Raw genomic sequence first — 12,269 nt, 5'->3', positions numbered from 1 at the left:
AGTTAAAAATTTATACTCCTTTTCAATGCTCCATTTATCAATACCATTTTTAGCAATTTTCCGGGAAAAATAATAAAACGGACTTATAAATAATAACACGCCTACAACACACACTATAGGGTTTTTTACGATATTCAGTATTAATTCTAATACAAATAGACAAAATATTCCTGTGGCCATAAAGGTAAAAGGAAAAGAGAAAGTCAATATTGTTGATGGTATAATATTTTGAGGCGTTTTTCTATTCACGAGCCACTTTGAAGTACAATAAAACGACAATAGTAATGGTTTAAATATAGTTTTTGTCATTAATTTATGTAATTTGATGGTAATTTAAATTTAGTTTCGACATAGGTATTATCTCGTTTAACTTCATTAAAAATCGGTTCATTTTTTTTAGGAAAACATTGAATTTGTTTATCATTCCAGGTATTATCCTTTTTCATAAAATTTTCATCCAAACTTTCACTTATATTAAAAGTGTAATCTAATAATCCATAAATTGCAATACCTACCACCACCGCTGGCGCACTGTAAACAGTTGCGATAACACTAACAACAAGAAGCACCCCATCAACATAAGTATGTGGCATAACAGCTGTATCATTTATAAAGGCATCACTAATTTCATATACAATAGTTCCAGCTGACAAATATGGGCCTACTTTTGCAACTTTTCCTAATTTTCCCACCATTCTCTCTGCCCCATGAAATATTTTACCTGCTTTCGCTGGTTTCCCCACTTTTTTGGTAACCTTAGATATTTTATACGCGTAACTTCGTTTAAATTCTTTTGGAATTCTATTATAAAGTTCGGTGACATCTCCCAACCCTCCTATATTCTTCTTTGTAGTACCATATGCTTGAGAAGCTAGAAGCATCCAATCGTGTTCTTCTTTACTGATATAATCATCTTCTAGCTGTATAGAAATATCATTTCCTTGTATTATTTTTTTCTTTTCTTGATATGATTTTAAACGCTCTGTAGAAGTAAATGTTGCATAGTTACTTCCATGACTAATAGTTACCGAAAATGCGCGTTGTCTACTTAAAGAAGTCATTTTGAAATCGACACAAGCATCATTAGGAACTAGCACCCATTTATCACCAACAAAAACTTCCTTATGTGATATTAGGCTACTTGAATATCTAATATATTCCGTGAAATCTGGTGGTTCAGGGGTTTCTTTTTGTTCCTTTAATTGCTCTTTTGCTATTTCATTTAGAAGAGAATCAATTTCATGACTTCTAGAATTCAAAAGAAATTCGAGGTGCTTACCCATGCCTGTACGGCTAAAATCATTCTTGTTAGCTCTCAAACTAAATTCCAAAGCAAGATCTGCTTCATTCTGTACTAATTCTTTAAGTTTTATTAATTTTTCATTTACCATAAAGCAAAAACAAAATCTATTATTTTAAATTATCGAGACCATATTTAAACGACAATAACTCAAGACGACATCATCTTAAGTTGTTGGCCACTTATTACTAAAAGTTGTCCCTTTTATAGTAATTTCATTCGCTGAAATAACCAATTGGGTTTGCATAGGTTCTGCATCATGCGCATTAAAATGTTCATGGTAAAGCAAACAGTAAGCATTTTTGAATTCAATCTTTTTAAGGCTGGCCATGGTTTCCCGTTTATAAAAAGTAATCACACCATTTTTAACCATATCTGGAGAAATCGCCCAGTCCATGAAATCGGTTTTAGAAGTGGATTCTACAAGTAGTTTTATTTGTCCGCCACGCGGGTTTTCAGCTGGACGACCATTATAATCTGCTCCTTGAGAAAATTCAAATGCACAGTCTAGTACATTTATTTCATCGCTTTCGATGGTTAATTTTGATAAAAATGACATAAATTATAAGTATTAAAATTGGCTTAGGATTAAGCTTCTACACGTTGTACGATAATATTATTCTCTTCTCTGATACCATTCCATTCAATGGTTTTGTTAGCGTCTATATGACGAAGTCCTTTCCACCAATGTGGTTTAAAATAAAAAACCCAACCTGAAGCACCTCCTTTTAAATCTGTGATTTCAATTTTATGTTCGGGGTGTAAAGCATTATAATCATCAACGAAAAAATAAAAGAGCTTTCCAAACTCCATATGTTCTGGCGCTTTAACTTTAAAACGACTCCTCTCCTTATCTCCAAATTTCTTTTTAAACTCCAAACTTATAACAAGCGGATTGCTCAATTCATTACTAGTTGGATCTTTAATATCTTGATTTATGGGGTAAAACCACTTTTTATAAATTTCTACAGGAATAGAAACCGCATATTCATAAGTTTTTAAAACCAGTAATGGTATTAAAAAAGCAAAACCTGCACTAAGATAAACCAACACAAAACCTTCTTTAAAGCGACTAATCACTTGTACAAAAGCTAATAAGGCAATGCCTAAGAAAACAAGCGTTAATACAAACTCGCCAATAAACTCAACTTTAGTTTCTGTAAGTTCTTTAAAATATGTTCGCATGGCAAAAATATGAGCGATACCTATAAACAATAAAATGAGTTCTATAGCCAAATAGCTATTTGTAGGTGAATCATCTAAAATTTTATGGTAGGCCAATAATCCAGTTAAACCAAATAGAATAGCCAAAACAACCGCATAAACAATTGCTTTTAATTTATTCTTAGTAAATACATTTCTCACCTTTTTTACTACCGCCATGAGGATTGAACTTAGTAAAACAAGAATGATACTTAATTTAAAAACATCGCCATTTAATAAACTTGCCATCATTGTATTCATCATAATTAAACTCTAGTAGACATTCCCAAATAAGCACCAATTTCTTTATCTAGGATAAATTCACCTTCTTTATTCACTTCAATTTCTGTCTTAATATGATATTCCATAGGGATAAAAAATTTATAAAATATGGTTATAAAATCTAGCAATCCGTTTTTTCCTATAAATTGATCCACTTCACTCTTTTTATTTGGCTTAATGGTTACATACAATACGGGTTGTTGTATTCTTAAGGTTTCTTGCTCTGTAATAAAATTGACGCCTAATCTATTTTCAGAATTATTTTCAACTTTTACTTCATGAGTTTCAAATGTTTTTTTGTAACCTACTTCAACATCTATTATTTTTTTTAAACTCAAAAAAGTGAGCTCTAAATTTCCAGATATTTGATGCGCAAAAGGCAAAAGTCTTATCAGTTTTGCTGCGAATATTTTAGGTATGGCTTTGTCAATTTTCCAAAAATCCATTAAAAAATCATCATCCAAACTCTTAAACTCTCGAACAATAGACTTTTCTTTTTTCTCAATATCTACCCGCTGCCTAAACAATTCATTTTCAATTGGTGAAAATAAAAGCCTAGCATCCTCCTCTTCTTTTATTTGCTGCCTCCTGTTAGAGGTAAAAGTTCCTGAATTACCAATTGGGTTCGCTTTATGAAAAACACCTTCTGGAAGCAAATCATATATACCATTACGAGCTAAATTTAATTGTAAACACGCCTCATTTTTTTTATGCGATACGAGTTCCATATCCGTGATATCCCTACTGTAGCATCGATTAAATGTGCTCTGGAATGAGGTAACAATATCATCTGCTTGCACTGCAGTTTTCCTTTCAATTTCGGTAACAAAAACTTCGGCTCTTAAATTGTGAAAAACTTGAGACAACTCATCGTATATAGCTTGAAGTTCGTTGTTCATTTAAGTTGCATTCAAATAACAGGTTTACAAATCATTTCTTTTACCACCAGCTACATAACGTTTTTCCCAAAATGGATTGGTGATATCACAAATTTTAACGCCACTAACACCAGTTGTACCTTTGTAAGAAGTCGCATTTATAAATTTATTATTTGCCAAATACACTCCAACATGTGAGATAACCTGCTCCCCTTCTCGATGAAAAAATAGCAAGTCACCTTCTTCCAAAAATTCCTTACCTCGAAACTTATTTATGTAATCGGATTCAAATTGTTTGTGAGCAGTGCGTTCTATGTATTTATCATAAACTTCTATATAAAGCAATTGGGAGAAAGACGAGCAATCAATCCCATCTTTGGTTTCTCCTCCCAACAAATACTTAGTATCCATCCAATCATTAATAAAGGTGTATAACTTAATGTTCTGTATGGAGTCCGGTTTTGTATGAAGTAAATTAGCATATTCTAATTGTACAGGTAAAAATTCTTTTTTCGGAATGATAGTATCATAAGACACGACAATATCATCATTGTTGGTTGTGACTTGAGACCCTTTACAATATATTAGCGTAAAGGCTATAAAAAAAATAAGTACTTGCTTATAAAAATTTATCTTCATTTAATTTAATATAAATGACGATTTACAAGAACAAAAGTAAATATTAACCTACTTAAGTAAAAAGATAAATCGTACGTAAAAACGCCAAATTTACATTATTTAGATGAATAGAACTTAATTTTGTAGTAAAAATATTATTAAACACTGTGAATTTAAGACATAGTAGTATGTCTACATTGAAGAAAGCGCCATTAGCAATACAAAATCGATCGAATATGACTTAAACTTTGAAAGTCTTTGGAAAAAATTATTGGATAAAAACAAAAAAATCTTGAAGCTCATGTGCTTTTCAAGATTTCAGTTTTGGGTACAAAAAAAGGCAAGCTACCTACATCACACCGCTACGACCATTTACCTTTGCTTCGTTCCCGACCTGGAGGATTCAACAGGAGCTGGTTGTGTAGGACTTGCCAGGTGCAAATATACAACCTTTTAAAACTTTCACAATGATTTTTTAAACTGATTTTAAATAAATATCTTGCCCTAAATAATTCTACGAAAATGACTTTATTCAAACTGTTCACAATCACATTTTTAAGTACCGTTATTCTATCTTGCGGATCTAATGGAAATCATAAAAAAAGTGATTTCACTATACTAACTAACGCTTCAAAAGGTAATATTTCTAATAATAAAACACTAAATCTTGATATAGAAAACAAAAAAATGCATACCATCGATTCTGTTTCCTATACATTAGACGGTGTTTCTATATCAAATAGTATCAATCTAGAAAATCATAAATTAGGTAAACACGCTATCGAAGCTACCATTTATTTTGACGGTGAAAAGCAAACAGCATTATCGGCAATCACCATATTGAACAGTGAATTACCAAAGGTTTACACTTTCAAAATTATTAATGAATATCCGCACGACATCACAGCTTATACCCAAGGTTTAGAATTTTATAACGACACTTTATACGAAAGCACAGGACAATACAAAGAATCTAAACTTAGAAAAGTCGATTATAAAACTGGTGAAATATTAAATAATATCAATTTAGATGATGCTTATTTTGGTGAAGGACTTACTATTTTGAACGACAAAATTTATCAACTGACCTGGCAAAAAGGCACAGGCTTTGTTTACGATGTAAATAGTTTTAAAAAAATAAGTTCTTTTAAATACGGAAAAAGCAAAGAAGGTTGGGGACTTTGTCATGTTGATAACACTATTTTTAAAAGTGATGGTACCGAAAACATTTGGATTCTCGACCCGGTAAATCTTTCCGAAGGAGATCACATCCAAGTATACACGAATAAAGGTAAAATTGTTGGTATTAACGAAATGGAATGGATTGAAGGACATATCTATGCAAACCGCTATCAAAAAGATGGTGTGGCTATAATTAACCCAGAAAACGGGGCTGTTATTGCCGTTGTAGACTTTACGCCTCTTAAAAACTTAGTGACCCAACATGAGGGTTTAGATGTTTTAAATGGTATTGCCTATAACTCTAAAACTAAAACCATTTTTGTAACTGGAAAACGTTGGGATAAAATATTTGAAATAGAAATTGTAAAAGAATAAGTCAAATTTTTGGTTTTTTTCTGTCATTAAGGAATAAAAAAATAAGGTTTAGAAAGCGATATCAAGTATATTTGTCTAACAAACTAAACCCACTTTTATGGATAATTTAGATGCCGCAAGACTGCAAATGGCATTTACCCTAATTTTTCACATCGTATTCGCTTGTGTTGGTATGGTCATGCCTTTTTTTATGATTGTAGCCCACAAAAAATGGTTAAACACTAAAGACCCTGTCTACCTTAAGCTTACAAAATCGTGGCAAAAAGGGGTTGCTATTTTCTTTGTAGTTGGTGCCGTATCTGGGACAGCTTTGTCTTTTGAACTCGGACTCTTATGGCCCGAATTCATGAAACACGCAGGACCAATTATTGGGATGCCCTTTTCTTTAGAAGGTGCCGCATTTTTCGTTGAAGCCTTAGCTTTGGGGTTTTATTTATATGGTTGGGATAAAATCCCTGAAAAATTTCATTGGTTTACAGGGGTTATCGTTGGTGTTTCCGGTGTCGCTTCCGGTATTCTAGTAGTCTCAGCCAATGGCTGGATGAATGCCCCTTCAGGTTTCGATTATATAAATGGTGAATTTGTAAATATAGACCCCATAAAAGCATTGCTTAATCCTGCTTGGTTTACACAAGCCTTACACATGACTTTAGCTGCCTTTACTGCAACAGGATTTGCCGTTGCGGGTGTTCATGCCTATCAGATATACAAAAGACGTCATATTGATTTGCATAAAAAAGCCTTCAAAATAGCCATTACTTTTGGTGCTATTGCAGCTATTTTACAACCTTTAAGTGGCGATTTATCGGCTAAAGACATTGCTGAAAGACAACCCGTTAAGCTCGCTGCCATGGAAGCTCATTATGAAACAAAAAAAGGAGCTCCGCTACTTATTGGTGGTATAGTAAATACTGAAACACGAGAAGTAACTCATAAGATTGAAATCCCTAAGGCTTTATCTTTTTTAGCCTTTGGCGATTTTGATGCTGAAGTAAAAGGGCTAAACGACTTCCCTAAAGATGTGCAACCAAATGTGGCTATCGTTCACTACGCTTTTCAAGTGATGGTTGGTATAGGCACACTACTCCTACTCTTTGGCTTAGTCTTTTTTATTAGCTTACGAAAAGTATCATGGTGGCAAAATCGTAAATTCTGGTTATTGTTTACACTTTTAGCTCCTATGGGATTTATCGCCTTAGAAGCCGGTTGGATTGTGACTGAAGTTGGTAGACAACCATGGATAATTCATAACATCATGAGAACTAAAGATGCTGTAACTCCAATGCCTGGAATGGTTTATAGTTTTTACATGTACATGGGGCTATATTCTATACTAACTATTGCCGTTACTTGGCTTATGATGCGTCAAATAAAATCACTTAACCATCCATACCTGAAATAAAATGCTAAATATTGTCTTATTTTTTTTAATGGTTTCCCTATTACTCTATGTTATTTTAGCTGGAGCAGATTTTGGTGCTGGCATCGTAGAACTCTTTTCTACAAAAAAGAGTCAACAACTTACCAAAAAAACCTTGTATCGTGTTATGGGTCCTGTTTGGGAGGCCAACCATATTTGGATTATTATTTTGGTCGTTATTCTATGGGTAGGATTCCCCAAATTCTATAATGTATTAGTTATTTATTTACACATCCCCTTAACCCTGGTTTTATTAGGCATTACCATGCGCGGAGTGGCATTTGTATTTAGACATTATGACGCTTTTAAAGATAAGTCGCAAATATTATACGACTGGATGTTTCGCTTTTCTAGTTTAATCACGCCTATTTTTTTAGGTATGACTGCAGGCTCTATGCTTTCCGGACAACTAATTATTACCGAAAATTATCAAGACTATAATTTTGTTGAACTTTTTATACAACCTTGGTTCAACGGCTTTTCAATACTAGTAGGTGTGTTTTTTGCCGCTTTATGTGCCTTTTTAGCATCTATACTATTAATTGGAGAATCGCATGCTAACGACCGACATGTATACGTTACTAAAGCTGAAAAAGCTACCGCAGCCGTTGTAGGTATTGGATTTATAGTGATTTGTTATGGTTTTTATCATGAATTAACCTTTGTTACCGATTTTATAAAAACACCATTAACCTTAGGGTTTGTCATTTTATCATTCATTTTGATATTTCCACTTGTGCAAAGTATTAAAAAAGCTAAAAAAGTTGCCACAAGAGCCTTAGCGGGTGTACAGGTAACTTTGATTTTAACGGCCGCATTTGTTACACATTTCCCTGTTTTAATTATTGGTTACAATACAGAAATTAACCTTATAGAAACCGCATCTCCCGAAAAAGTTATTAATGTACTAGCTATATCCCTAATCATTGGTGGTGCCGTTATTCTTCCAGGGTTATTTCATCTTCTAAAATCTTTTAAAATGATTAAAGTTTTAGATGATTAATTATAACAACAGGACACAAACTATAAAAAAACCATTTTATTAGATTAAGATTTCAATAAGGACACTAAATCATTAAATCCTTTTAATTCCGCGTGTTGAATCGCAGTTTTCCCCTCTAAGTCTGTTAGGCTTTTATCAGCGCCTTGAGCCAATAGAAACTTCACCATATCCTGCTTATCATACATTGAAGCAAAAATTAAAGGCGTTACGCCTTGGTCATTTTTCGCATTAATGTCTGCACCTTTTTTCAATAAGTACTTTGCTACAACCTGGTTCCCTTTAAAGGCCACACCAATTAATGCAGTATTCCCCATGGCATCTCTAGCTTCAATTAAAGCTTTGTAGTCTATTAAAGTTTTAGCAATTTCATTCTTATCGAAATATGAAGCCAAAATGAGTGGTGTAAATCCCCGGGAGTCAGTAATATTCACCAATTCAGGTTGTGTTTTTAACAAGGCCATCACACCAACGTAATCACCTGACTGAATTTTACTAAAAAAAGTATCTTTATTATCCATATTACGTCTTTAATTAAATAAAATTGGGACAAGCAATTTAACGCTTATCCCAATTAGTATATATCTTTTTTTTTAATCTTTATTTTAAATCGAAACGATCCAAATTCATCACTTTTACCCAAGCCGCAACAAAATCGTTTACAAATTTTTCATGCGCATCATCTGCACCATAAACTTCAGCAATGGCTCTTAATTCAGTATTCGAACCAAAAATTAAGTCTGCACGAGTTCCAGTAAAAGTAGCCATCCCAGTTTTTCTTTCACTACCAGAGAACAAGGCATCATCATCTGAAGACGCTTTCCAAGTGTATCTAAAATCTAATATATTAGAAAAGAAATCATTTGTTAAATGCCCTACCTTTTCTGTAAAAACGCCATGTTTAGAACCATCATAGTTAGCACCCAAAACACGCAAACCTCCAACTAAAACAGTCATTTCTGGGACAGTTAACGTTAACAAGTTTGCTTTATCGACTAATAGGTCTTCAGAAGACACAGACAAACCAGGCTTCAGATAATTTCTAAAACCATCGGCTTGAGGCTCCAAATAACTAAAAGAATCAACATCTGTTTGCTCTTGAGAAGCATCTCCTCGTCCTCCCGAAAAAGGCACCTCTACAATATAACCTGCATTTTTAGCTGCTTCTTCAACACCTAAAGAACCGCCTAAAACAATTAAATCTGCAATAGAAACTGATCCTTTATAATTTTTTTGAATATCCCCATAAACCTCTAAAACCTTAGCTAATTCCTTAGGGTTATTAACTTCCCAATCTTTTTGAGGCGCTAGCCTAATACGACCACCATTAGCTCCACCACGCATATCCGAACCTCTATAAGTTGAAGCTGAAGCCCACGCTGTACGTACCAATTGTGAAATACTCAACCCTGAATTGGAAATTAAATTTTTCAAACTAACGACATCTGCCTTGCTTAAGGTGTAATTAACAGCCGGAATTGGATCTTGCCACAGTAACTCTTCTTTTGGTACTTCAGGTCCCAAATAGCGCGACACGGGCCCCATATCACGATGCGTTAATTTATACCAAGCACGTGCAAACACCTCTTCAAATGCTTTATGATCCTTATGAAAACGTTTAGAAATTTCTAAATACGTAGGATCTAATTTAAGTGCCATGTCGGCAGTGGTCATCATCAGCGATTGCTTTTTTGATGAATCACCCGCTCTTGGGGCCATTCTTGCTTGAGAAGCCTCAGTAGGCTGCCATTGATGTGCTCCTGCTGGACTTTGGGTTAACTCCCAATCATAATTTAATAAAACATCAAAATAATCATGATCCCATTGTGTTGGGTTAGGCGTCCAAGCACCTTCGATACCACTGGTAATAGCATCATCTAAAACTCCGGTTCCAAAACTGTTTTTCCAACCTGTACTCATCTCTTCTATAGTGGCACCTGCTGGTTCGGCACTTAAATATTCATCTGGATTAGCGGCACCATGTGCTTTACCGAAAGTATGTCCGCCTGCAATTAGCGCCACGGTTTCTTCATCATTCATAGCCATTCTACCAAAAGTTTCTTTGATATCGATCGCTGAACCATGCGGATCTGGCTTTCCATTTGGCCCTTCAGGGTTTACATAAATTAACCCCATATGAGCCGCCCCTAATTGCCCTTCTAATTCTTCATTTTTATAACGTTCTTGGTTGCCTAACCATTCTCGCTCAGACCCCCAATAAATATCTTGTTCTGGTTCCCAAATATCTTCACGACCTCCTGCAAAGCCAAAAGTTTCAAAACCCATTGACTCTAAAGCACAATTGCCTGCGAGAATTAGTAAATCTGCCCAAGAGACATGTTTACCATATTTTTTCTTCACTGGCCATAACAACAGTCGGGCTTTATCTAAATTCCCGTTATCGGGCCAACTGTTTAAGGGTGCAAAACGCTGATTTCCCGTTGAAGCACCGCCTCGACCATCACCAACACGATAAGTCCCAGCACTATGCCATGCCATTCTAATCATAAATGGCCCATAATGACCATAATCAGCGGGCCACCAATCTTGAGAGTGCGTTAACAACTCCATGACTTCATTTTTTAAATTTTTAAAATCGATACTATTAAAGGCTTCAGCGTAGTTAAAATCTTCACCCATTGGGTTCGATTTTACTGTATTTTGTCGAAGTATGTTTAATTTTAATTCATTGGGCCACCAGTCGCGATTTCTTGTACCGCTACCTGCTGTTACCTTTTGCTCGCCTCCAAAAAACGGGCATTTACTTTCACTTTTTCCTGATGAATTTTGATAACTTTCCATTATAATATATGATTTAAAAATTCGAGATTACTACAAAACTACTAAATATACCGATAGTAAAAATCCCAAGCAAATGTTAATAATTTATAAAAGAATAGAAGAAACTAATAGTAAACAGGAATACAATAGATATATTGAATACTGTGATTTTAACTTTAAAATTAATACCCATTCATTTTCTTCATAATAGTTTATAATTACTATTTTTATCGGATAATTTAAAAATTAATATAATGGCCACAATTACATTAAAAGGAAACCAAATACACACTTCAGGAGACTTACCAAAAGTTGGTGAAAAAGCACCTGATTTCACTTTAACAGGAACAGATTTATCGACTAAAAGTTTAAGTGATTTTGCAGGAAGTAAAGTTGTTTTAAACATATTCCCAAGTGTTGATACAGGTACTTGTGCAAAATCTGTACGTACATTTAACAAAGAAGTTAGCAATCTTGAAAACACTAAAGTGCTTTGTATTTCTCGCGATTTACCATTTGCTTTAGGTCGTTTTTGCGGTGCCGAAGGTTTGGAGAACGTAATAAGCTTATCTGACTATAAAGATGGTAGTTTCGGAAAAGCATATAATTTAAATTTCATCGATGGCCCATTAGAAGCTTTAAACTCTCGTTGTATTGTTGTTTTAGATGAAAATGGCGTTATAAAACATACAGAACAAGTTAGCGAAACCGTTGATGAACCAAATTACAAAGCAGCTATAGAAGCGCTTTAAAATGCAAAAAAAAGAGTCATTTTTAGTAAATAGAATAAAAAGCATTGGTTATGCCTTTAAAGGCGCGTTTTTATTAATAAAAACCGAATCGAGCATAAAAGTTCAATTTATCATCGCTATAATTTTATCTATTGCAGGATTTATTTTTGATATTTCGACTTACGAATGGCTGGCACAAACCATTGCCATTGGTTTAGTCATGAGTATGGAAGGTATGAATACCGCCATAGAAGAAATAGCAAATTTTATTCATCCCGAACACCATACTAAAATTGGTTTAATTAAAGATATTGCGGCAGGGGCTGTTTTTATAGCCTCTGTTTTTTCTTGTATTGTTGGTTTTATTATCTATCTTCCAAAGATTTTTTAAAATACTTTTACCTTTAGGATAAACGTTTGTAATTTGTATTTTTGCTGCTTTATTAAAACATTTTAATGCAGTATTTATTTAGTATTTCAATTTGAATCAACAACTCAT

General features: G+C 34.0%; 12 protein-coding genes and 1 other RNA gene. 5 read left to right on the top strand and 8 right to left on the bottom strand.

The genetic code is table 11. From position 1 onward, the window contains the following. Nucleotides 1-308: 308 nt before the first annotated feature. The 6 genes from KO493_RS13395 to ffs all read right to left on the bottom strand — a co-directional run bounded on the left by KO493_RS13395 (nucleotide 309) and on the right by ffs (nucleotide 4,715). A complete protein-coding gene (locus KO493_RS13395) occupies nucleotides 309-1,391 on the bottom strand; it encodes a hypothetical protein (protein WP_216068471.1) in 1,083 nt (360 codons plus the stop codon). 75 nt (nucleotides 1,392-1,466) lie between these two features. Continuing rightward, a complete protein-coding gene (gene tssD, locus KO493_RS13390; RefSeq protein WP_216068470.1) occupies nucleotides 1,467-1,859 on the bottom strand; it encodes a type VI secretion system tube protein TssD in 393 nt (130 codons plus the stop codon). A gap of 29 nt (nucleotides 1,860-1,888) precedes the next feature. Next, entirely contained in the window at nucleotides 1,889-2,767 is an 879-nt protein-coding gene (locus KO493_RS13385; protein ID WP_216068469.1) for a TssN family type VI secretion system protein, read from the bottom strand. 2 nt (nucleotides 2,768-2,769) lie between these two features. Beyond that, the gene (locus tag KO493_RS13380) at nucleotides 2,770-3,684 is read right to left on the bottom strand and encodes a hypothetical protein (protein WP_216068468.1); all 915 of its coding nucleotides are present in this window, start codon (nucleotides 3,682-3,684) and stop codon (nucleotides 2,770-2,772) included. 24 nt (nucleotides 3,685-3,708) lie between these two features. Next, nucleotides 3,709-4,302, bottom strand: a complete 594-nt coding sequence (locus KO493_RS13375; RefSeq protein ID WP_216068467.1) for a C40 family peptidase — start codon at nucleotides 4,300-4,302, stop codon at nucleotides 3,709-3,711. A 314-nt stretch (nucleotides 4,303-4,616) separates the two neighbouring features. Further along, nucleotides 4,617-4,715, bottom strand: an RNA gene (gene ffs / locus KO493_RS13370) — signal recognition particle sRNA small type. An 88-nt stretch (nucleotides 4,716-4,803) separates the two neighbouring features. Between ffs and KO493_RS13365 the strand changes: the two genes are divergently transcribed. The 3 genes from KO493_RS13365 to KO493_RS13355 all read left to right on the top strand — a co-directional run bounded on the left by KO493_RS13365 (nucleotide 4,804) and on the right by KO493_RS13355 (nucleotide 8,261). Continuing rightward, nucleotides 4,804-5,838 carry a glutaminyl-peptide cyclotransferase gene (locus KO493_RS13365; RefSeq protein WP_216068466.1) on the top strand — a complete coding sequence of 345 codons (1,035 nt, stop codon included), beginning with the start codon at nucleotides 4,804-4,806 and terminating at the stop codon, nucleotides 5,836-5,838. Nucleotides 5,839-5,935: 97 nt separating this feature from the next. Then, nucleotides 5,936-7,240: a cytochrome ubiquinol oxidase subunit I gene (locus KO493_RS13360; RefSeq protein ID WP_216068465.1), complete on the top strand. Its 1,305-nt coding sequence runs from the start codon at nucleotides 5,936-5,938 to the stop codon at nucleotides 7,238-7,240. A gap of 1 nt (nucleotide 7,241) precedes the next feature. Beyond that, a complete protein-coding gene (locus tag KO493_RS13355; RefSeq protein WP_216068464.1) occupies nucleotides 7,242-8,261 on the top strand; it encodes a cytochrome d ubiquinol oxidase subunit II in 1,020 nt (339 codons plus the stop codon). Nucleotides 8,262-8,305: 44 nt separating this feature from the next. Here the strand turns inward: KO493_RS13355 and KO493_RS13350 are convergent, their stop codons facing one another. Both KO493_RS13350 and katG read right to left on the bottom strand, forming a co-directional pair. After that, the gene (locus tag KO493_RS13350; protein WP_216068463.1) at nucleotides 8,306-8,779 is read right to left on the bottom strand and encodes an ankyrin repeat domain-containing protein; all 474 of its coding nucleotides are present in this window, start codon (nucleotides 8,777-8,779) and stop codon (nucleotides 8,306-8,308) included. A gap of 79 nt (nucleotides 8,780-8,858) precedes the next feature. Then, nucleotides 8,859-11,060, bottom strand: a complete 2,202-nt coding sequence (gene katG / locus KO493_RS13345) for a catalase/peroxidase HPI (protein WP_216068462.1) — start codon at nucleotides 11,058-11,060, stop codon at nucleotides 8,859-8,861. A 233-nt stretch (nucleotides 11,061-11,293) separates the two neighbouring features. Here katG and tpx point away from each other — a divergent pair, with 233 nt between their 5' ends. Continuing rightward, complete coding sequence (gene tpx / locus KO493_RS13340; RefSeq protein ID WP_216068461.1) at nucleotides 11,294-11,791, top strand: thiol peroxidase; 498 nt, start codon at nucleotides 11,294-11,296, stop codon at nucleotides 11,789-11,791. Between the two features lies 1 nt (nucleotide 11,792). Further along, a complete protein-coding gene (locus KO493_RS13335; RefSeq protein ID WP_216068460.1) occupies nucleotides 11,793-12,161 on the top strand; it encodes a diacylglycerol kinase in 369 nt (122 codons plus the stop codon). Nucleotides 12,162-12,269: the final 108 nt, after the last annotated feature.

It is taken from the genome of Pseudotamlana agarivorans, from assembly GCF_018860245.1.
Taxonomy (GTDB): Bacteria; Bacteroidota; Bacteroidia; order Flavobacteriales; family Flavobacteriaceae; genus Pseudotamlana; species Pseudotamlana agarivorans_A.
The sequence above is the reverse complement of the archived record's forward strand: the minus strand, read 5'-3'. Positions and strand labels throughout refer to the sequence as shown.

Bases quoted from the DNA above. Each gene is read 5' to 3' on its own strand.
- KO493_RS13395 (WP_216068471.1), bottom strand. From the start codon at position 1,391: ATGGTAAATGAAAAATTAATAAAACTTAAAGAATTAGTACAGAATGAA.
- tssD (WP_216068470.1), bottom strand. From the start codon at position 1,859: ATGTCATTTTTATCAAAATTAACCATCGAAAGCGATGAAATAAATGTA.
- KO493_RS13385 (WP_216068469.1), bottom strand. From the start codon at position 2,767: ATGATGAATACAATGATGGCAAGTTTATTAAATGGCGATGTTTTTAAA.
- KO493_RS13380 (WP_216068468.1), bottom strand. From the start codon at position 3,684: ATGAACAACGAACTTCAAGCTATATACGATGAGTTGTCTCAAGTTTTT.
- KO493_RS13375 (WP_216068467.1), bottom strand. From the start codon at position 4,302: ATGAAGATAAATTTTTATAAGCAAGTACTTATTTTTTTTATAGCCTTT.
- KO493_RS13365 (WP_216068466.1), top strand. From the start codon at position 4,804: ATGACTTTATTCAAACTGTTCACAATCACATTTTTAAGTACCGTTATT.
- KO493_RS13360 (WP_216068465.1), top strand. From the start codon at position 5,936: ATGGATAATTTAGATGCCGCAAGACTGCAAATGGCATTTACCCTAATT.
- KO493_RS13355 (WP_216068464.1), top strand. From the start codon at position 7,242: ATGCTAAATATTGTCTTATTTTTTTTAATGGTTTCCCTATTACTCTAT.
- KO493_RS13350 (WP_216068463.1), bottom strand. From the start codon at position 8,779: ATGGATAATAAAGATACTTTTTTTAGTAAAATTCAGTCAGGTGATTAC.
- katG (WP_216068462.1), bottom strand. From the start codon at position 11,060: ATGGAAAGTTATCAAAATTCATCAGGAAAAAGTGAAAGTAAATGCCCG.
- tpx (WP_216068461.1), top strand. From the start codon at position 11,294: ATGGCCACAATTACATTAAAAGGAAACCAAATACACACTTCAGGAGAC.
- KO493_RS13335 (WP_216068460.1), top strand. From the start codon at position 11,793: ATGCAAAAAAAAGAGTCATTTTTAGTAAATAGAATAAAAAGCATTGGT.